Origin of the sequence: Paenibacillus plantiphilus (assembly GCF_927798095.1) — a bacterium.
Lineage (GTDB): Bacteria > Bacillota > Bacilli > Paenibacillales > Paenibacillaceae > Paenibacillus_Z > Paenibacillus_Z plantiphilus.
Window position 1 is genome coordinate 203,538 of sequence record NZ_CAKMMF010000006.1, and the last position, 21,343, is coordinate 224,880.

Here is a 21,343-nt window from a genome sequence, read left to right on the forward strand (position 1 = left end):
GAGAACGGTGGCGTTAGATGTGAAGCGTATTAGGCTGTCTTATTAATCCGAACCGCATCGGTCAGTAACAATAAATAGTGCATAAAAAAGACGAAGGAATCGTCAATGATTCCCTCGTCTACATCAGTACAACCCATTCAAATAAAAAAACCTCTATCTACAGTCTGAACACCATCACGAATTGCGATGGTGTTTCAATCGTATGGAGCCTATGGGGATCCGACTTCGCGCAAGCTCGTCTTCCCATCATGGGATGTATGAAACCCGATTAAATGTTTTTTATTTTACATACCCTCCGTTTCTCTAAACAACCGTTTTGGTCCTATCATGAATTAGAATTACCTTTTAAGCTTTGTTATTACCTCCTACCGTAATGACTACACTTCCTTTTTTATGTCCGCTTTCGACATAGGTATGAGCTTCAGACATTTGTTCTAATGTATAGCTTCTATCAATGACCGATTTTATCTTCCCTGCCTCAATAAGCTCTTTGATTAAAATTAAATCTTCGGACTTTTCGAGTGCCAATGCACAAATCACTTTCTTTTTGCCGGCTACTTTAGTCCATAGCATTTGTATAAGCTCTTTCACCTTAAAGCTGGCTAACAGGTAACGGCCGTCTTTCTTTAGCGAGTTTTTACAATATGAAAACGTGCTCTTGCCTAAAATGTCAACAATCAGATCGTAAACTTCACCGTTTAGGGTAAAATCCTCTTTCGTGTAATCAATGACCTTATCAGCTCCGATAGATTTCACCAATTGCAATCCCAAGGTGCTGCAAACTCCGGTAACTTCCGCCCCAAAATGAAACTTGGCAAGCTGTACCGCGGCTGATCCGATCCCTCCGGAAGCACCATTTATAAGCACTTTTTGTCCCCTCTGAACATTTGCTTTTCTAAGCAAATTCAATGCCACTAATGCTCCATAAGGTACGGCAGACGCTTCCGCATAGGTCATATTCGCGGGCTTGATGGTCACAATCCCGTCTTCAGCCATACAAACATACTCAGCATAAGCACCCATGCTTTGACCAAGGTATCCAAAAACCTGATCACCTGGACGAAATGATTGTACCTTGCTTCCTATCGCTTCAATCTCCCCGGCAAACTGACTTCCCAGAATTGCGATCTTTGGATTCCGAACACCAAAACAAATTTTTGCAAAAATCCAAAAGAGAAACGGCATGTTGAATTGGCGAGGAGAAATTTTTTTAAAATTTCGAGCGATCACATCACCGTAACCTACTTGTGTTGCATGTATTTTTACCACTATTTCTTTTTCCTTAGGATTCGGTTTTTCCATCTCTCTCAGTTGAAAGACTTCGGGTGATCCGTAATTGGTGTATACCATGGCTCTCATTAAGATCCCTCCAATTGATCATGCTTTGCTATTGCGCAACATGAAGAGTCCAATCCATATCAACCACACGATCAGACCTATACCAAAAATTGCTCCTAGCATACTAAGAACCGAGATAACCGTTAATAAGCCCGCTACACCGCTCACTACACCCAAGTAATTCAGTACTCGGGGAAACTCTCTTATTCGCAAAGCTGCCGAGCTTACTAGGAGAACCCATAAGCCGCCTACAATTTCATTCCCTCCCCCTAATCCGAATTCAACAGATCGAATGGCTAGCCAGAGCGCTTCCGCTTGAGCAGGATTATTTTTATAGAGATCTACAACTATACCAAAACCGACATTTGCAACCATTCCACTCGCAATAACGAGCCCTGCCCAGATAAACCCAAAGACCGTCGCTATCTGCGCTAAGACAGGCGCACCGGACTTTAAACGCTCGTTAAGGGCTAGCGACAGTACAACTAAAAAGATGCCGAAAATAATATAAATAATCAGGTTCCATACATACATAAGAGTCATATTCTCCACAAGGAATGCTACAGACTGGGCCGGATCATTCTCCAAGTAACCAGAGGGCAATAGTAAAGTGAACATCAAAACAAATCCTACGATGAATGTCGCGGCTTCAATGAGCGCGGCATACCCTCCTATTTTTTTGAAATTATTCATTTTCACCTCTCCTTTCCACAATAAATTCATCTTACATCGCTTCATTTATATAGGAAGATCAATCAGGTTCACCTTCATACGTAAATACTTCTTCTAAAGTGACGCCAAAAACTTGTGCGATCCGAAAAGCCAGTTCCAGAGATGGAGAATAATTTCCCTTTTCGATGGATAAAATCGCCTGCCTGCTTACACCTACTTTATCTGCCAACTGTTGTTGAGTCATCTCATCACGTTCAAATCTTAACCTTCGAATGTTATTGGTAATCATACATTTGCCCATCTTAAACTCCTTTCCGATAATGATACAGCTGCGTGACAATGTTACCGAGCTGAGCCAAAAACCCTGAGAAAATCAATAGGATGAAAGTCACAGACAGCGGCATATCCATCGCCAATGAACTCATGGCTAGTAGAAAGCCAAGGAGAAATACATAATGGGAAATTTTGATGGCCTTCAATTCGATTAGTTTGTCGAGTTCATCCGCAAATGCAGGTTCTTCTTCGTTCGTAGTTATTCTATAGATGATGATGAATACAATTGTAATGACGATATTGGCCACAATGGATACCAAGATCAAAATTAAGATGCTGCCCCCCCAAAAGCTGAGGGTAGCTGTTGAGTCCAAGATCTCTTCATTGTATTTCTGAAATAGATACAAGCAGTAGGCTCCAAAAATCAATATCGAACTGAATAAGGATACATAATTCTTTGTTTCTTGGTATGTCATTCATACCCCTCCATTTGTCATCTTAACTCTACATATTGTAACCTTAACAAGACTAATAGTAATCTATACATTACATTGAGTCAAGTTTAAATTACTTTAATTTCTAATCTTACACAACGGACAGACTTTAGGCATTCAGCAGCAGCGATACTTATGCTCACCATAAAGGGAGAGGTTTTTCGCACAATCGAAGAAATGGCTGCTTTACGACCCAACGAGTGACCACGAACAATTGTCAGTGCTATTTCAATGTGCAAAAAGCCGCCAACACTCGGAAACCCTTGTGTAGCGGTAAACTCGCTGAGCTAAGGCCTCCATGGATGTCTATTCGACGAAGCAAGATATTCAAGCAAGGACAGTCTTATAAAAAACTTAGGAAATGCGTAACGATTAATATCCTGAATTTTACGATCTTACCCAATGATCGTTAACACAATGTCTTCCATCTGCGAGAAGACCCAAGCGGTATTACACTGAACGACGACATAGAGATACACATCATGGAACTGTCCAAGCTAAATGAACAGCCTATTCCGAGCGAAGGCGGCTTGTTAAACTGGCTGCTATTTCTGATGCTATTTCTGAAAAGTGACGATACAAAACACTGGGAGGTGTTGAAGATGCACGAACCGACATTGAGCAAGGCTATGACCGCACTGGAGTACTTGAGCCAAGATGCGGAAGCGGGGCGTATGTATGAAATGCGACAGAAGGCACTACATGATGAAGCTTCTATGCTTGAAGGAGCAAAGGAAGAAGGCAAATTTGAAGTGGCAAGGAATATGCGGGGTAAAGGCATGGACATAGCAACTATCTCAGAGTTGACGGGCATTTCCTCAGTTGATTTGGAGTAGTTGAAACAGACACATTAACATCGGATTGTAATTATAGATGTAACCAAGGGAGTGGGACTGAGCATTTTGCTTAGCCCTTTCTATTTAATATAGACAGGCTCATCATATTTATGGCAGAACTCGGATATTTCGTTGTACCTATTTCTTAAGTCTGAGCTCGGTCGAATAGTAGGCATGTCAGTCCTCCTCACAACAATGATATCGTTATTTCATCAAAATAACGATATCATTTCAATCAACCCCATTGAAGAACCGTTGTTTGATACCTGCTCGAAAACATCACGCCATATATTAGCTAAGAATGTTTGTGTTTGACCATAGAAGAAGGAATTCCCTTCGTGAACAAATCCGATGTCGTCATTCCTTTGCCTGTTTGGTACTCTTCACGACTTTCCTCGATCATCTGTTTTAAAGCTGGACTCGCTTCAATATCCGCTTGTATGGAGCGCTCTTCTTCCTCTTGAAGAACCAATGCAAAGATCCCCTGCCAGGTATGTAAAATTGATTAGCTGTCAATAGATTTGCGCTTGCAGCACTTAACCTCTTACAGAGGGAATCACACACTTCTGAATCAGCGGCCATATGTCACGCGGCTTGCTTACGATTGTGGATGTGATGGCTACGATCAGGTCCCTTGCTGGAATGCAGCAAATCGCATTGCCGCCATCACCCATTGCCAAATGCGCAGAAACGTCGTCCTCTTCATGCAGCCACCACAAATAACCGTATTTGTTGGCGTTCATCGCTATCGACTCATCGATCCACGTTTGGGAGACAATCCTCTTATCGTCCCACATACCGCCATTCAAATATAGAAATCCGAAACGCGCCATGTCTCTGGGAGTTAGTGCAAGCCCCCATCCGCCTGTTGAATTGCCGCTCGGATCTTGAATCCATCCTTTCAGATTGATCCCGAACACATCTTCGAGACCAAACGATTTCATCCTGCAATCAGGAATCACATTCATGCCAATGGGCCCGAATAAATGCTCGTTTGCATACTCCCGAGCGCTTCTGCCTGTAGCGCATGTGAGAATAGCTGAAAGCAGATGCGCCCCCGCTGTGCAGTACTGGAACACGCCAGGTCTTCCTTTCTGACCCAACAGATCAAGCGCATATTTCACCCAATCCTTCTGCCTCCGCAGCCTGTCCAGCGGTTCCTGCACGACTCCTCCTGGTTTCCATGTAAAAGGAAATGGCGCTGTCATGGTGAGAAGCTGCCGTATAGTTGCCGCCCGTTTCTGCATATCGGTAGCACCGGCAACGTATTCGGGAAAGAAATCGAGCACCTTTTCGTCAACACTGTTGATAGATCCTCTGTCTATAGCAATGCCAATGAGCGCAGATGTGATGCTTTTCGTTACTGAAGCTACATGGTAGGTGTCGTTCGGGCCGCAGCAGTTATAGTATTGTTCAAAGGCAATATAGCCTTTATGCACAACGACAATACCATTTAGATTGCTGTATTGGGCCTTTATCATAGGATCAAGCTCATACAGCTTTTCCGCGTCCATTCCCAAAGCTGCCGGGTCTTGCGTCCGCCACTCTGTCGTGGGCCAGTAGTCGCATTGCATCATAGATACCTCCCGGTTATAGAGTTCGGATTTTCTTTCAGCACCTCAGGTGAACCTTCTGCAATGATATGCCCCCCATCAGGGCCTCCTCCCGGCCCAAGCTCTATTATCCAGTCACAGGCAGCCAGAACGACGGGATTATGCTCAATGACGATGACAGAATTGCCCGTTGCCACTAGCTCGTCCAGCAATTCAATGAGCTTCGCAGTATCATATAGACTAAGTCCAGTGGCAGGCTCATCAAGTATATAGAGGATGTACCCCCTCCGTCTTCGGCCAAGCTCTTTGGCGAGCTTGATTCTTTGCGCTTCACCGCCGCTTAACGTTGGCGTGGATTGGCCAAGCTTGATGTAGCCCATGCCAATACGTTCCATCACCTTCAAAGTCCCTACAATTCCCTTGTTATCCTCAAAGAAAGCAACTGCTTCCGAAACACTCATTTCCAGGACGTCAAAGATATTTTTACCACTGTACATGACAGATAAAGCTTCCTCATTAAACCTCATTCCATGACATTCTGTGCATGTTTTATCAATCTTCAGATTACCGACCAGCCAGATGGTCTCACACCCGCTGCCACCGCATACCGAGCAAGCACCTTTTGAATGGAATGAGAAATGGCCTGCGGATAATTGTTGACGGATGGCTTCCGGCTGTTTGGCGAATAAGCCCCGTATTTTATCCCAAATGCCTATATAGGATGCGGGGTTGGAGCTCGTATTCCTGCCAATTGGAGCCTGTGACAGCTCTGCATATCCACTTATATGCTCCATGCCCTCCAGCCTGTCCGCAACAAATGAAGTCACTGCTCCTTCTTCTAAGCTGTCCATTTCGTCGTCTTCCGTGTCTGCCGACGTGCCGCGAAAATGACTTTTCAGTAGAGGGAGCAGCGTATTGGAAATGAGCGAGCTTTTCCCGCTTCCCGACATGCCTGCTATCCCGACCATAGCTCCCAAAGGGAATGCTGCTGTCACATTCTTGAGGTTGTTTGTATTGGCGTGACGGATGGTCAGACTAAGCGCCGACTCTATGCTTGGATGCAGAGCTCTCGCAGGTATGGCGATTGTGCCAGAAAGATACTGGCCTGTTATGGACTCTTTGCACTGAAGCAGTCCTTCCAAATCACCCTCATAAATAACCTGTCCGCCTTCAATGCCGGCCTTGGGTCCGATATCAATGATATGCTCCGCCATTGTGATTGCATTGCGATCATGCTCTACAACGATAACCGTGTTGCCCAATTCTTGTAGCTCCCGAATGGATTTCAACAGCTCTGTTTTCTCCGATTCATGCAGTCCTGCTGTCGGTTCATCGAGAACGTAGATCAGGGAATCCATTCGAGAATCCAGATGGGAATGCAGAAACAGCCGCTGTATTTCACCGCCGCTCAAAGACGGCATTTCTCTGTACAGGGAAAGATGGCCGAGCCGTGCTCGGAGCAAATTATTCGTTTTACGCATTATTTCTTGGAGCAGGTTGTTGCCAAATGCCGTGAGCGTATGCTGCTGCAGCAGCAAATCTCCAAGGAGCTTATGTACCTCTGAGATTGTCATTAACCCGAGCTCGCCAATATGCTTGCCATTCAGCAGCACTCCCCGCGCCTCTTCTCCAATCCGAAATCCATGACAATCGGCACATCGAACACGGGCATACATACCGCTCATGTCTTCACCTCTCTGGTGGCGACTATGAAGGATTCTTGATAAACAAGCGCTGCGATTCTGAGAATTGTCGTGTGCATAATGCCCATAGATGATCTCTTCCTTCACTTCCTCGGGTAATTGCATGAAAGGCATCGCGAAATATTGCTGGAATTTTCTTTGGAATAGCCGCATATAACCAGGGGTTAACCCGACTCTGTCAAGAACCTGCTCGAAGGTCGTGCGGCTGTCTGTTATGAACACGTCTATATTCACTTCAAAGTACGCCCCGCGCCCGGAACACTTGATACACATACCATTCGGAGAATTGTGGGAGAAATAGCTTGGCGTCAGGCGTTCCTCTACATTCCCGCATGTTGGGCAGGAAAGACCGTCATTCACAGCTGTTCCGCAGGAGGAGCAGCAGACTTCGCCTTCTCCGGCATAGAGCAGAGTCAGCAAGTTCATAATGCTGGTTCTTGAGCCCACAGTTGAACGTGCGTTGCTTTGGCGAATTATATTTTGCTGCACGGCTATGGCAGGGCTTAGCCCTTGTATACTGTCGAACTTGTCTTCCTCATCCAGTCCTGCAAGCATACCTATAGACTGCAGGTATTGCTTTCGCCCTTCCTCGAAGAGGATATCGAACATAAGGCTGGATTTGCCTGATCCGCTGACACCTGTTGCTGCTATCAGCTTATTTTTCGGGATGGAGATGTCTATGTTCTTGAGGTTATGCACTCGCGCTCCTTGAATGGTTATGCTGTTCATTCATTCGCCCCTTCTTCTGTGTTCGATTATGCAAGAGGTCCTATCGGCAAGTAGATATCTACCCGCTGCTTTGTCAGTGGATCCGGGTCTGGCTTGCTAAGGTATACTTCAAAGCTAGAGGTGTCACGAGGCAGGAAACCGCTTTGGGGCAGCCACTCCCCGCACAAATAATCCCAGGCCGCACTATACTCATTCGGGAAAATTTCAAAATGGCCTACAGCATACCTCCCAGCAGGTATTGTCATCCTTCCTATCTCACTGTCGCTATTTTCTACGGACTCAGCAGAGCTGCTTGGGATCGTGACACAAAGACTGGTCCTTCTATGCTGTTCTTCTGTAATGTCAGGATGATCGTGATACATAGTCAACACTTTAGTACTTGTCGGCGTTATGAGATTTCGCTGATTTAACTCATCAAGCAGCTTTTGCATCAGAGATTCAAAAACAATCTTCAGTTCCGCATAAGTGCCAAGATGTCTCACATAAGCGACATGCATCTCATCGATCGTTTCAATGGCAACATTGCCTTGCACTTTATTTTCGTTCCCCCTTCGTGTACGTTTCATCATGCTTTCATGATAAGGAGAATTTTTAGTCGAGTCTTTGCAATTCTTGCGATATTGATTTCTATAATCGTTTGGGCTTGTATCATAATGATTTTTGAAAGCGCGGGAGAAAATTGCAGGGTCCGTGAAACCAAATTGATAAGCAATATCGGTAATCGTCATATCTGGTCGATGGATAAGGAAATTCAACGCTTTCTCCAGCTTCACACGGTTGACATATTGCAATAAAGATTCATGGACGATTCCCTTAAATATTCTATGAAAGTGATACTTTGAAAAACCCGCAATGGCAGCAAGCTCATCCAGTGAAAGAGATTCGCACACATGGGCTTCTATGTAATCCTGCACTTTATGAATGCGGCGTAAATACTCCCTCATACTTTGGGAATTTGTCATGAATGATCCCTCTCAATCGTTGTATGGGCGGCTTACAATAGCATCCGCAGCAGCGGCACGATAATAGGCCAGGCCCGTCTGCTGGTCTTCGAGCATCCGCAGATGAAAGTCATCCTACCTCATACGTCCGCTTCAAAAATTCTTTCTGACTGCTCATTGCTTCTTTCCAAGTCTCTTCGCTCTCCATCCTTTAAACTTATCCTTATTCTCCATTGTTGCACCTCTCTCCAAATAATTCATGGATTTTCTCCGCGTTTGAAAGATCGTTTCCAGACTTTGCTGACGAATCCGCGGAAGCTTTTCTTGCTGATGCAGATTAAATTTCCGTTCCGGTTGCCTCTCCAGAAGCGTCATGAAAAAAAAGCACTCCGCACTCAAACAGTGACGGAATACTTTATGAATACATCGTATATGTTCTGGATGGCCTCAACTCAGTAAAGCTCTCGATGGCTTCCACATAAGACGAAGCAGGATAATCTGCCTTCGCATGTTCATAACCAGTGTTGCCTTGGGACCAAGCACAGGTAAATACCACCGAGCGCCATCCGGCATTAGCTTGAAGGTCATATTATTGAGTACGGATTCCGCGTGGGGAGCGACCCAACCTAGAGACGGTATCATGATATTCGATACATTTCAATCCACGCTCCCGCTCGGGGAGCGACTATGCCTTGCGATATTTATATACACGATAACATAATTTCAATCCACGCTCCCGCGCGGGGAGCGACTACATTCCGGAAATTTTCTATGACGATTCCTACAAATTTCAATCCACGCTCCCGCGTGGGGAGCGACTATCCGCGATCCACACGGGAACGCATTTCATCGTTATTTCAATCCACGCTCCCGCGTGGGGAGCGACTGGAGTGGCGGACTATTGGGACATGCCTGAGACATTTCAATCCACGCTCCCGCGTGGGGAGCGACGTATATACGTAAAGTCCGGTATTACTCCGACGAATTTCAATCCACGCTCCCGCGTGGGGAGCGACTGTGTAACTACGTAAATAGTAACCTCATGATGAATTTCAATCCACGCTCCCGCGTGGGGAGCGACGTTGTTAGAAATTATTTTAACATATTTTTCATCATTTCAATCCACGCTCCCGCGTGGGGAGCGACAGCGGGCGTTTTCAGCCCATATCTAGCAAGACTTTGAAAGCGCTTTAGTGCGAAACCCATTTTTGATCATTAGAAAATGGTAAAATATGTTTCTAAAATCCCCGAAACCCGCGTCAATCGCGAGGTGCGAATCTCCCAGGAATTTCATGTGAGCTTCACATTCGCACCAACAGATAAAAAACCATCCAAAACAATCAATTCCACGACTTTCATATAGCAACCTCGGTTATATAGTAATAATTGTAAGACTACTATTAATTCAGAGTAGTCCTCGACGACTATTTTGTCAATCATCCGTATGGAACCCATTCCCAAAAAGAAAATCCACTTCTCTCTAAAGTGGTTAATTTCACAATTTTGGAGAGCAAGGAGATGACCTCCTCTGACCCGAAATTTCAGCTTCAAATTCCCATACATCGATTGAGCTCCAATTGCATTACTCCAACATTATTTTACCCACGCTCTCCATACCGCTTTTTCTCCATTCATGGTGCACTCATTGCACGCTTTCATTTTCCACGGTCAGTTCACAAATAAAAGAAAGAAGAGGACCCTGTGTGAAGGCTCCTCTTCTAACGAATAATATAAGCTGACGAACTCAGCTTCATTAATATAATGTCTGGGTGGAGCTTGGTTCGAAGCTCAACAGCTCATCTGTTCGTTTACCACGTATTTTCGCTGTCCATGCCGGATCAGCGAGTACGGCACGGCCTACTGCCACCAAATCGAACTCCCCGTTCTCCAGCCTTTCGATCAAGCTGTTAAGAGCTGCCGGATGCGCATTATACCCGCGACTGCTTCCGAACTCATTATCCAAGCCAACCGAGCCTACTGTTATTGTCGGTTTTCCTGTCAGCTTCTTCGTCCAGCCTGCCAGATTCAAATCCGAATCTTGAAACTCCGGCTCCCAATATCGGCGTGTCGAGCAATGGAAGACATCCACTCCTGCATCTGCAAGCGGTGTTAGGAATTGCTCAAGCTGTTGAGGCGACTCGGCCAGCTTGGCCTCATAATAGCCAGCTTTCCATTGGGAAAACCTTAGCACGATTGGAAAATCCGGTCCGACTGCTCGGCGGCAGGACTGTATAACTTCAACCGCGAACCGTGTCCGGGCTGCAAGATCCCCGCCGTAGCGATCCGAGCGTTGATTCGTTACGTCCCAGAAAAACTGATCGATCAAATAGCCATGCGCTCCGTGAAGCTCAATCCCGTCAAAACCGATTCGAGCCGCATCTGCCGCTGCCTGTCCATATGCTGCGATGACATCCCCAATCTCATTCTCCGTTAGAGGCTCCGTAATTTTCTCTCCTGAGAGATTCAGTCCCGATGGGCCGATTGGCGATGCTTCCAGGTTTGGAAGATCGCCTGGCTTGCGGGTTAATCCTACATGCCACAGCTGCGGGATGATTTTGCCGCCTGCCTCATGGACCTCTTTCACTACATTAGACCAGCCTCCCAGTGCCTCCTCCCCGTGAAAATGGGGCCAATTCGGGCTTGCCGCAGCGGCCGGATGATTGATCACCGTTCCTTCAGTCACGATAAGGCCGACTCCATTCTCCGCCCGTCGGCGGTAATAAGCCGCCACATCCTCCCCTGGCACGCCATTCGGAGAGAACCCTCTAGTCATCGGCGCCATTACAATGCGATTGGCCACCTGCAATTTTCCGGTTGTAAAAGGCTTGAACAATGCTTCAACCGAATTTTCGTTTCTTGCATCAGACATTTGCCTACCTCCATCTATATTTGATGTTTATCTGCTAATACTTGTGTACCCTTTCATACTATCACGGATATCCATGTAATCCCAGTTCTTTAATCGAACTTTGCTCAAAAAGTGCTTACCCATCTGTCTGTTCCGATGAAGAGCGATACCTGACAAACGCAAACATTCATTAAGGATCGAACAAATACCTTTTTAATAACAGAACCGCCTTAGCCCGGTCATTGGTTCCGATCTTGGTATAGATACCGCTTAAATAGTTCTTCACCGTTCCCTGAGTCAGAAATAATTTGTTGGCAATTTCCTTTGAGTTGTACCCCTCTACAAGCAGTCTTGCAAGATCCAGCTCTCTTGGCGTCAGCTCAAGCTCCTCGCCTGCCTGCTCGAACCGGCTGTTCTTGCTGCGGATATTAAGGGCTAGCTTATGCGCCACTTTGCCGGTCAGCAGCAAATTGCCGGATAGCGCTTCATGTATAGATTGTACAAGCTTCTCTCCGTCGATGTCCTTGAGCAAATAACCGGAAGCTCCGTTGCTTAAAGCCTCAATAATATACGCATCATCGTCGAAAGTCGTTAAGATGAGAATGGTCACCTGCGGATAGAGCGCCTTAATGGCTTCGGTTGCCTTTACGCCTCCCATGCCCGGCATGCGGATATCCATCAGAATGACATCTGGAACAACCGAACGTAGCCGTTCAAGCGCTTCTTCTCCCGTTTGAGCCGTCCCGACGACCTCCACATCCGTTCGGATCGAAAGCAGCGTTTCCAGCCCTTCCAGCATAATTTTCTGATCATCCACAAGCATGACACTGATTTTGCAATCGCTATCCATGAACCATCCCCCTCGCAACAGGCATCCGGATATGGAGTGCGAACCCGTTCATCGGCTCGCTTTCCACACTGAATTGACCTCCGATAGCCACAATTCTTTCCTCCATCGTATTCAGGCCAAAGCCGTATACCACCGAGTCACTGCCTCTTCCATCATCCTTTACCGCAATATGTATCGTATCTTGCTGCTCCAGCACTGCAATCTCAATCGCACCTGCCTTGCCATGCTTCAGCGCATTCGTAATCGATTCCTTGATCGCGTTGAGCACAACATACTCCTGAAGCGAGATAAGAGGGGCGGCCACCTCATAATGAAAAATAAACCGAACACCCGTCTGCTCCGCCGTATCGCTTATGATCTTGCTTATCCCTTCCTTCAGCCCCAGGTCGCCCATTGTCCCATCCGCGGCTTTCAACGTCTTGACGACCTGACGGATGTTGCCGAGTCCTTGCTTCATCTGCTCGCGAGCAACGAGAATCTTCCGGTAAGCTTCCTCCGGTCTCTTCTCGAAGAGCAGCTGCGCCCCTTCAAGGGCGACGATCGCTGTCGTTAACGTGTGACCGACCGTATCATGAACTTCCTCCGCGATCCGGGTCCTCTCCTTTAATGCCGCCATCTCTTCCCTCGTTCTGGATTCCTGGATCAGAGCATCGTTTAAGCGAAGGTTCAGCTCCCTTTGATTGAGCAGCAGCTTCGTGCTCCAGATCGGAATAACCAAACACGAATAGCTCAAAATATTGATCACATTGCTCCATACATCCTCGCCCTCTCCCGGCCACACAAAAATATAGGCAAGAAACCCGCCATAGGCAAACGGAAAAGCATACCACGACTTGTAGTGCAGAAGAAGATCCGCAGCAAAGAGCACGAATACGATACTCTCAATTTCCGTGCCGCTTCGCAGGAATAAGAGAAAAAGAAGGATGATTTCGACAACTGGGGATACGGCTGCAACAGGGTGATACCTGGGATGATTCAATACTCGTTCCGAGTGCCTGATGAAATAAAGCCCGATAAGAATCGCAACCAGGATAATACCCTTATATTGAGATAGAACAACGTAAAGCAATAGCAGAGCCACATAAGCGCATGCCAGTCCGTAGAAAAAAATTCTCGAAACCTTCGTATTGCTGAGTGTCTGAACCGTTGACATATTCATAGGACCGCACTTCCTTTACTACTGGATCGTTTGCGTTTCATAAGAATCCCAGAACGACGGCAGCAACGCCTAGCAGCAGAGGAATAGCTTCCACTCCGTGAATGATGATGGCCGGCCAGAAGCTCCGATATTTGACATTCAAAAAGCCGTAAAAAATCGATCCGATAATAAACAGAGGGATTTCCGATATTTTATGAAGGTGGTAGGCAGCGAACAGGACGCCGTTCATGGCCCAATCCCATCTGCCAAAGGCTCCCCTCATCTTAGGCAGCAGAACGCCCCGGAAGAACAGCTCTTCCCCCAATAAATAATTAAACAAACAACTGACAAGCGCAATACCGAGCAGATACCAGGCGCCGACGAATTCGGGAGTCGCCAGATTTTCAATCAACGTATACTCCTCTGGAGCCATTGCCGGGAAAAGCCGATTGATCGCCTCTTCCATAAACCCGAACAAGCCGGAGCTTTCAAAGAAAAAAGCATACAGAATGATTGGAATCGTGAATGAATAGGCGAGCTTGTAGACCCGATGCGTCCTCGGATGAATCGGATGATTCAACCAAAGCCTCTGCTTCAGCTTCTCCCAGCTCAAAGGGCCCAGTTCTCTCCGCAAAATGATGACAGACAGCACGAACTGCCAGATCATGCTGGCAATCATAAGCAGCCAATAGAGAATACCCGGGTGAAAACTGACGATTGGCACTAGAACAGGCATCAATCCGAATCGCATAAGGAGCATCGGCAAAGCAACCAATGCCCATAACCCCAATATTTTCCGAACACTGTATTGTTTTACTTCCATTTCGTCATGCATCCTTCCCACTCCTTCTTAGGACGAATTTATTTCCTAAGGCAACTATATGAGAAGGCGCCATCATATGATAAGTGACGATCGTCATAAAGCGACAAGCAAAGGCGTATGGACATACTGCTTATGGACCCTATTGGTTGAGTACGTCAACGAAAAAATGCAGCCTTTATCAGGCTGCATTGAGGTTGTTGAATAACCGTTTCGTGGGTTCGTCAATCGCTGGTTTAATGACCGTCCAAAATGTCTTCACGGTTAACGCATTCAACAGGGATGCGAAAGCAGCCTTGCTTCTTTGAAAAGCAAGGCTACTTTTGCGTATGGATTCGATACATGCTCCTGCGTAGGGAGTGACATAAACGAGCGCAGGGCGAAGGAAAAGAAAGAAAGAATTTCAATCCACACTCCCGCATAGGGAGTGACTTGTCAGGCTCCAAAAACGCAAGGTGTACCTCGTCATTTCAATCCACACTCCCGCGTAGGGAGTGACAAAATCTCTCCATTCCGTAACTTTTCCATTTTTATTTCAATCCACACTCCCGCGTAGGGAGTGACGACGAAAAATGTTGCCCGCACACTTAATTTTCATGATTTCAATCCACACTCCCGCGTAGGGAGTGACAGGCATATTACACCTATTAGTTTCTTTTCGGTTTATTTCAATCCACACTCCCGCGTAGGGAGTGACCAGGAGCGGAAGGAGGGAGCATACCATTGCGGTTATTTCAATCCACACTCCCGCGTAGGGAGTGACCTTAAATAAGATCATGGAAGCTCTTGAACTGGAATTTCAATCCACACTCCCGCGTAGGGAGTGACCCTTACACATTGAGAGATCTCGATCGTGATTTAAAATTTCAATCCACACTCCCGCGTAGGGAGTGACCTTGATCAAACATTGAAAATCATCTCCTCATCCGTTATTTCAATCCACACTCCCGCGTAGGGAGTGACAGTGAACTGAATCAATTAACAAAAGAACAAATAATTTCAATCCACACTCCCGCGTAGGGAGTGACATGTTTGGTCAAAGTGACCACGAATTGAGCGACCGATTTCAATCCACACTCCCGCGTAGGGAGTGACGGAAAAACTCATGGTATACTAAAGCACTTAGTTAAATTTCAATCCACACTCCCGCGTAGGGAGTGACGTCTACGAAGCCATCTTCGCCAGTTTCGAGATTACCATTTCAATCCACACTCCCGCGTAGGGAGTGACTCCGTAAATGCCGGTTCCTTCGTCCGTTTCAGTATTTCAATCCACACTCCCGCGTAGGGAGTGACCTCTCTCATGAACTATAGTTCAGATGTGCATGCTATATTTCAATCCACACTCCCGCGTAGGGAGTGACGCCGCGTTAATGTCTGCGTGGCTCGTCTTCAGAGATTTCAATCCACACTCCCGCGTAGGGAGTGACAAATACGGTGAAGGAGCGTGACCTCCCGCATGGATTTCAATCCACACTCCCGCGTAGGGAGTGACGCGAAATATTCGAAGAAGCTCGGCACGATTGCGTTCATTTCAATCCACACTCCCGCGTAGGGAGTGACCAAGTATATGTTATTAGAGAGGGGAGTTGTAATATTTCAATCCACACTCCCGCGTAGGGAGTGACAGCGGGCGTTTTGAGCCCTTGTCTGGCAAGGTTTTGAAAGCGCTTTAGTGCGAAACCCATTTTCGAACTCTTAAAAATGGAAAAATATGTCTGAAAAATCCCCGAAACCCGCGCCAGCAGCGAGGTGCGAATCCCCCAGGGATTTCATGTGAGCTTCACATTCGCACCTGCAGAATGGACCATTCAAACGATCAATCCTAAACCTGGAGGTTCAATCCCAATGAAATGGGGATAAATGTAAACCCATTACCCATTCAGAATATTCCTCTCCACCTATTTTGTCAACGCTCCACATCCACTTATCCAGCGCATTCCTTTCTCATGCAGCCGGAGTCCCACTCTCACACAAAGGCTGGGTCACTCAACATATATCTCACCATTAGTATATTTGTAGCTGGCCGTGACTTTATGCTCATTTTCGACGTTCATAACGGCAGTAACGTTTATTCGAGCCTGATCATCCAAAATTGCCGCACTATATGATTCATTTGGTAGTCCTATCAGGCTTTTAAGGGAAGGACTTTTTTCCAGAATGCGATTCGTCCATCGATAAACAGTAATATCAGGCCACTGCATATGTAATCCCTGGAATTGATTCACCAGTTCTGCGATACCATCTCCATCCAGATCAACCACTCGGGGTAAGCCCCAATCTTCAAAACCATACCATCGGCCTTGCGCGACATCGAAATAAAAATAAGCCATCCTGCCCGGACCATTGGCACTCAGTTCCGCTGCACCATGAACGATAAGAGTCGAATCCCGACTCTCCTCATGCTTATAGCCTAATAAGAACAGCGCAGCATGCTGTTCAGGATTCTCATCCTCAAGACTTGCCGAAAAACAATCCTGGTAGCGATACTTTTCTTTTTTGTATTCGATCAATACAACTCGCTCATAGCTCAACCCACAAAGTGCTTTTTGATCGTGAGTTTTGTACACTTCCAGCAATACGGGCTCACCATCGATCTCACCGAAGGAGATTGTCTGGGTATGCTCCCATGTCCCACCGGCCTGTTCCTTAGAAAGTTCGATAAGCTCTACCCGCTGAAATTGGAGTTTGACAGACTTCGGGAACTTAAACTCCTGCTGGCGATCTCCCTGCTTTGAATCGGCTGCTCCATCTGGAGCGCCACTTGCTATAGAGGGATTATTCGAATAATCAGCATCAATGTTTCCAGTGGCGGCATCAGTCCCCTTCACATCAGACTTGCCTGAATCGTTAACTCCACACGAAGCCATTACCATTCCCATGCTTACACAGCCTATTATCAACACATACCGCCATATAGTCATTGCTTTCATTAACACAGCTCTTCACCCCAAAGTGTTCTTACCCATTAGACGTCCACCCCAGGAAAAAGTTGCTTAGTCCTGCCATATCCGAGCATTTCGTTATCCTTGGGACAGGCTTGCTTTGCCCCGTAAGCGAATAGCACCTCCCGGTGATCCATACTATGTCTAAATCATGGCGCTCATGATTTATCTCCATCAAAATCGCGCCACACCGTGAGGATCACATTCCCCTTCTTATGTCCCTTATCGACATATTCATGCGCCTCGGCAGCCTGCTCCAACGAATAACGTCTGTCGATGACCGACTGCAGCTTTCCCGCCTCGACAAGCTCTTTGAGGTAGTTTAAATGTTCCGCCTTATCGCTCGCTACCCCAGATATGACTTTCTTGCCTCCTACTACAGAAGTCCATAATAGCTGGGCAACCTGCACATAATTCATGACAGCCTGAACATAGGACCCTTTCTGCTTTAGCGAGCCTTTACAGCGTGAGAACGATGTCTTACCCACCGTGTCAAAAATAATATCGTAGGCCACATTTCTCTCCGTAAAATCCTCTTTCGTGTAATCGATGACCTCATCAGCGCCCAGCGACTTCACCCATTCCACATTCGCGGTGCTGCATACTCCCGTTACCTCAGCCCCAAAATATTTGGCAAGCTGTATCGCATAGGTTCCCACCGCTCCGGAAGCGCCATAGATTAGAACCTTTTGTCCACTCTGAATATTTCCCTTCCTCAGAAAATACAGCGCAGTTGCTGCCCCGACCGCAACAGCGGCAGCCTCCTCATGGCTCATATTGACCGGCTTCAATGCCACTGCCCCGTTCTCAGGCATTGCCAAATACTCCGCATAAGCGCCAAAACCAAAGCCGCTTGACGCAAATACTTGGTCCCCCCGTTTGAATCGTGTGACATCCCGGCCTACAGCTTCAACTTCCCCAGCCAGTTCCACGCCCAGTATCGCTTTTCTTGGTTTTCTGAGACCAATCGCTAATTTGGAGAACGGCCAAAGGGGCAATGACTTTCTGCTGCCATTCCGAAGCCTCGCATCTCCTGCAGTTACGGTGGCCGCAACGATTTGGATCAGTATTTCATTGTTCTTGGGAACTGGCTTTTCTACCTCTCTGAGCTGAAGAACATCCGGCGATCCGTATTGTGTACAGATGATAGCTTTCATATGAAGCTCCTTCCTCGGGTACGGCACGAATGTATTTAACGACCGGGTCCAATGTCAATGACCGAGAGCAGTGCCAGATGGCCCTTGATCCTGTTTACAAGTAGTATATCTGCTACAGGTCAATGGCATATAGATACTTAAGTACGGTTTTGGAAGATGATATCAGTCCATCGACAGACCGAGAGGATAACAGCCTGAGAATCGATTGCCTTGCACAAGGAGTTTGTTAATATGAGGCTATCAGATCACCAGATTGGAGTGGTTTAAGTGGAGATTGCAGTATGCAGACTTATAGATCTCGATCATAGCGCAAGGGGCAGGCTGCACAGGCTCCCATTCACTCATTCGTTGCAAAACTTGATTGTGTCCATGGCAGCAGAACCGTAAATTCAGTTCCTTCCCCCGGCTTGCTGCACACGGAGATCGAGCCGCCATGCAGCTCGGTAATCTTATGTGCGATGGAAAGTCCGAGGCCACTGCCTCCTGCGGTACGGGTGCGTGATTTGTCTGCTTTATAGAATCGTTCGAAGATGCGCGGCTGATCCTGCTCAGCGATCCCCTGTCCTGTGTCGGCTATACGGACAGCCGCCTGATCTCCATCGCGTGCAAGGAAGATGCTTATTGACCCGCCATGTGGTGTAAACTTAATCGCGTTATGAATGAGATTGAGCCAGACCTGGCTCATCTGATCCTCATCTACGATGATTTCAACCTCCTCCGCCTCCACGCTCATGTCGATCTTCTTGGCTTCCCACTGCGGCTCGCAGGCAAGCAGCAGCGATACCAGCTGCTTATCCAATCGATAAGGTGCTGGATGGAACGTCTGCTGAGCCGAATCAAGAACCGCCAGCTTCATTAGATTATCGCTGAGCTTGGATAAACGAACGCATTCCGTCTCGATTATCGTTAAATACTGATGCCGCTGCTCTAGGTCCAGCCTCTCATCCTTGAGCGCCTTGGCGAATCCGCTGATTGATGTGAGCGGTGTTCCAATCTCATGCGATACGTTCGAAATGAACTCCTGCCGCAGCTCCTCCATCGCCTTTAAATTCGCTGCCATATCGTTGATGCTGTTCACCAGTTGCACATAGGGATGCTGCTGCCGCTTTCTTGCTTTTCTATGATCGATCCCCATCTCAATATTAACGCGAAAGTCGCCTCGTGATATGCGCTTCAACGCTTCATTCATCTCAGTAAAAAAGTGATGCTCTCTTGGCCGGAGGAAAGGCCCCACAATCGCGATTGCTGTACCGAAGAGAACGAAACCGAGCGTAGCGTTAATGAGCAGGGCGAACAAACCATGGGGCTCCCATCCAATTCGCGAGTAGACGGCCCCCGTTATATAGAATGCTGCTGTCCAGCTGAGAAACAGCGCCAATAATACCATTCCCACGCTCGTAACGAAATGGATGTATCCCGGTTCCCGCTTCATTGCTGCACCTCCAGCCGGTAGCCTAATCCCCGTATGGTGCTGATTCGGAAAGCGTGGCGCTCCTCTGGGAATCGTTCCCGAAGGCGCTTAATATGCACATCGACCGTTCTTTCGTCGCCCTCGTAATCGTAACCCCAGATCTGCTCGATCAACTGGTCGCGCGTGAACGTCTTGCCCGGATAACTGGCGAGCTTGAACAGCAGCTCGAACTCCTTGAGCGGCAGTGTAATCTCTGCTTCGCCCGCCCGGCACTCGAACGTATCACGGCGCAGCGCAACATCTCCGATCTGCACCGATTGCGACGTCATAATTCGATAGCGCTTCAATAAAGCCTTCACGCGTGCAACAAGCACCATAGGGTCGAAAGGCTTCACGAGATAGTCGTCCGTTCCAAGCGCGAAGCCTTTGACGATCTGCGATGTTTCGCCCTTGGCCGTGAGCATAAGCAGGGGCAGGTCAGTCTGACCGCGCAGCTCGCGGCACAGCTCCCACCCGTCCATACCGGGCATCATTATATCAAGGATGACCAAATCAACCTTCATGTCGGCAAGGACACGCAGCGCGTCCAGGCCATCCGCCGCCTCAAGTACGTCCAACCCTTCCTGACGCATGAAATGCCCCACCAATTCACGAATATGCGGGTCGTCATCAACAACTAGAATCCGAGTCATTACCGTCACCTCTTTTGCAAGCTTGCCCTAACCATCTCACCCTTGTCAAGAAACCGCGTCCTCTTCGCGGGAACGATAGGTTTCTTTGGATCATGTCAATCCGTTCCCTCTTCTTTGACACATTCCCTCTATGTCCGGCGCATATACGCACGCACTGTGAGCGGCGCGAAGATCGCTACAATAACTGCGGCGCCAATGAGGGAGACGGCAAGATCCTGGCCAAACGTTCCAGCGTTGGCAAGATCCCGGACAGCAGTGACAAGATGCGAGATCGGGTTGATGTTCACGAACCATTGGAGCCAGCCTGGCATCGTATTAACCGGAACGAAAGCGTTAGAGAGAAAGGTCAGCGGAAACAGCACAATCATCGAGATCCCCTGAACGCTTGAAACCGTGCGAGCTATCACGCCGAAAAAGGCGAAGATCCAGCTGATTGCCCAGGAACAAACAATGACAAGCAGCGCGGCGATGGCGACATTGCCCAGACCTCCATCTGGTTGATAGCCCATTATATATCCCATCGTGAAGGTGAGTACTGTCGCAATAGTATACCGGATCGTATCTGCCAGCAGTGCTCCTGCCAGGGGTGCAATACGCGCGATTGGCAGTGACTTGAATCGGTCGAACACACCCTTATCCATATCTTCACGCAGTTGGACACCTGTGGCAATCGAGGTTGTGATCACGGTCTGCACGAGAATACCGGGAATGATAACTGGCAAATAATTGGCTACATCTCCTGAGATAGCCCCGCCAAAGATATAAGTAAACATAAGAGTAAAGATAATGGGCTGGAGCGTAACGTCGAATAATTGCTCAGGCGTGCGCCTAATCTTCAGCAGACCTCTATAGGCCATGGTCAAGGAGTTGCGCACCGTTTGACCGAAGCTTGTATATTTTTTCAATTGGCGGTCAGCGCCCGGCTTAATGGATGTACTTTGCAT

General features: G+C 47.4%; 17 protein-coding genes, 1 pseudogene and 2 CRISPR repeat arrays. Of the genes and pseudogenes, 1 reads left to right on the top strand and 17 read right to left on the bottom strand.

What is annotated here, in order from left to right; translation table 11 throughout:
• Window positions 1-345: 345 nt before the first annotated feature.
• From L6H65_RS07460 to L6H65_RS07475, 4 genes are read right to left on the bottom strand one after another with little or no spacing between them, the layout of a single operon-like run.
• The gene (locus L6H65_RS07460) at window positions 346-1,359 is read right to left on the bottom strand and encodes an NAD(P)-dependent alcohol dehydrogenase (protein ID WP_236339866.1); all 1,014 of its coding nucleotides are present in this window, start codon (window positions 1,357-1,359) and stop codon (window positions 346-348) included.
• 18 nt (window positions 1,360-1,377) lie between these two features.
• A complete protein-coding gene (locus L6H65_RS07465; RefSeq protein ID WP_236339867.1) occupies window positions 1,378-2,031 on the bottom strand; it encodes a DUF4386 family protein in 654 nt (217 codons plus the stop codon).
• Between the two features lie 58 nt (window positions 2,032-2,089).
• Entirely contained in the window at window positions 2,090-2,311 is a 222-nt protein-coding gene (locus tag L6H65_RS07470) for a helix-turn-helix transcriptional regulator (protein ID WP_236339868.1), read from the bottom strand.
• Between the two features lies 1 nt (window position 2,312).
• Entirely contained in the window at window positions 2,313-2,609 is a 297-nt protein-coding gene (locus tag L6H65_RS07475; RefSeq protein ID WP_236339869.1) for a hypothetical protein, read from the bottom strand.
• Window positions 2,610-3,109: 500 nt separating this feature from the next.
• Between L6H65_RS07475 and L6H65_RS07480 the strand changes: the two are divergent.
• Window positions 3,110-3,613 (top strand): annotated as a pseudogene (locus tag L6H65_RS07480) (Rpn family recombination-promoting nuclease/putative transposase); the annotation flags it as partial.
• A gap of 295 nt (window positions 3,614-3,908) precedes the next feature.
• On the opposite strand, the gene L6H65_RS07485 reads toward L6H65_RS07480, so the two are convergent.
• The 13 genes from L6H65_RS07485 to L6H65_RS07545 form a co-directional block, all read right to left on the bottom strand.
• Window positions 3,909-4,085 (bottom strand): hypothetical protein, encoded by a 177-nt coding sequence (locus L6H65_RS07485; RefSeq protein ID WP_236339870.1) that lies wholly within the window; start codon window positions 4,083-4,085, stop codon window positions 3,909-3,911.
• 64 nt (window positions 4,086-4,149) lie between these two features.
• On the bottom strand, window positions 4,150-5,187 hold the full coding sequence (locus tag L6H65_RS07490; protein ID WP_236339913.1) for a serine hydrolase domain-containing protein: 1,038 nt from the start codon (window positions 5,185-5,187) through the stop codon (window positions 4,150-4,152).
• Entirely contained in the window at window positions 5,187-7,598 is a 2,412-nt protein-coding gene (locus tag L6H65_RS07495) for an excinuclease ABC subunit UvrA (RefSeq protein WP_236339871.1), read from the bottom strand. The genes L6H65_RS07490 and L6H65_RS07495 overlap by 1 nt, the downstream gene beginning before the upstream one ends.
• 26 nt (window positions 7,599-7,624) lie before the next feature.
• Window positions 7,625-8,560, bottom strand: coding sequence for an AraC family transcriptional regulator (locus L6H65_RS07500; RefSeq protein ID WP_236339872.1), 936 nt, complete (start codon window positions 8,558-8,560; stop codon window positions 7,625-7,627).
• Window positions 8,561-9,193: 633 nt separating this feature from the next.
• Window positions 9,194-9,685: a CRISPR direct-repeat array (repeat unit 32 nt; unit sequence ATTTCAATCCACGCTCCCGCGTGGGGAGCGAC).
• A 607-nt stretch (window positions 9,686-10,292) separates the two neighbouring features.
• The gene (locus L6H65_RS07505) at window positions 10,293-11,408 is read right to left on the bottom strand and encodes an NADH:flavin oxidoreductase (RefSeq protein ID WP_236339873.1); all 1,116 of its coding nucleotides are present in this window, start codon (window positions 11,406-11,408) and stop codon (window positions 10,293-10,295) included.
• 169 nt (window positions 11,409-11,577) lie between these two features.
• On the bottom strand, window positions 11,578-12,237 hold the full coding sequence (locus L6H65_RS07510) for a response regulator transcription factor (protein ID WP_236339874.1): 660 nt from the start codon (window positions 12,235-12,237) through the stop codon (window positions 11,578-11,580).
• Window positions 12,230-13,396, bottom strand: coding sequence for a sensor histidine kinase (locus L6H65_RS07515; RefSeq protein ID WP_236339875.1), 1,167 nt, complete (start codon window positions 13,394-13,396; stop codon window positions 12,230-12,232). Before L6H65_RS07515 ends, L6H65_RS07510 begins: the two co-directional genes overlap by 8 nt.
• A 37-nt stretch (window positions 13,397-13,433) precedes the next feature.
• Window positions 13,434-14,210 carry a CPBP family intramembrane glutamic endopeptidase gene (locus L6H65_RS07520; protein WP_236339876.1) on the bottom strand — a complete coding sequence of 259 codons (777 nt, stop codon included), beginning with the start codon at window positions 14,208-14,210 and terminating at the stop codon, window positions 13,434-13,436.
• Between the two features lie 385 nt (window positions 14,211-14,595).
• Window positions 14,596-15,822: direct repeats of the CRISPR family, unit length 32 nt; unit sequence ATTTCAATCCACACTCCCGCGTAGGGAGTGAC.
• A gap of 357 nt (window positions 15,823-16,179) precedes the next feature.
• On the bottom strand, window positions 16,180-17,127 hold the full coding sequence (locus L6H65_RS07525; protein ID WP_236339877.1) for a hypothetical protein: 948 nt from the start codon (window positions 17,125-17,127) through the stop codon (window positions 16,180-16,182).
• Between the two features lie 170 nt (window positions 17,128-17,297).
• Window positions 17,298-18,296, bottom strand: coding sequence for an NAD(P)-dependent alcohol dehydrogenase (locus L6H65_RS07530; RefSeq protein ID WP_236339878.1), 999 nt, complete (start codon window positions 18,294-18,296; stop codon window positions 17,298-17,300).
• Between the two features lie 337 nt (window positions 18,297-18,633).
• A complete protein-coding gene (locus tag L6H65_RS07535; RefSeq protein ID WP_236339879.1) occupies window positions 18,634-19,728 on the bottom strand; it encodes a sensor histidine kinase in 1,095 nt (364 codons plus the stop codon).
• On the bottom strand, window positions 19,725-20,399 hold the full coding sequence (locus tag L6H65_RS07540; protein WP_236339880.1) for a response regulator transcription factor: 675 nt from the start codon (window positions 20,397-20,399) through the stop codon (window positions 19,725-19,727). Before L6H65_RS07540 ends, L6H65_RS07535 begins: the two co-directional genes overlap by 4 nt.
• 128 nt (window positions 20,400-20,527) lie before the next feature.
• Complete coding sequence (locus L6H65_RS07545) at window positions 20,528-21,343, bottom strand: ABC transporter permease (RefSeq protein WP_236339881.1); 816 nt, start codon at window positions 21,341-21,343, stop codon at window positions 20,528-20,530.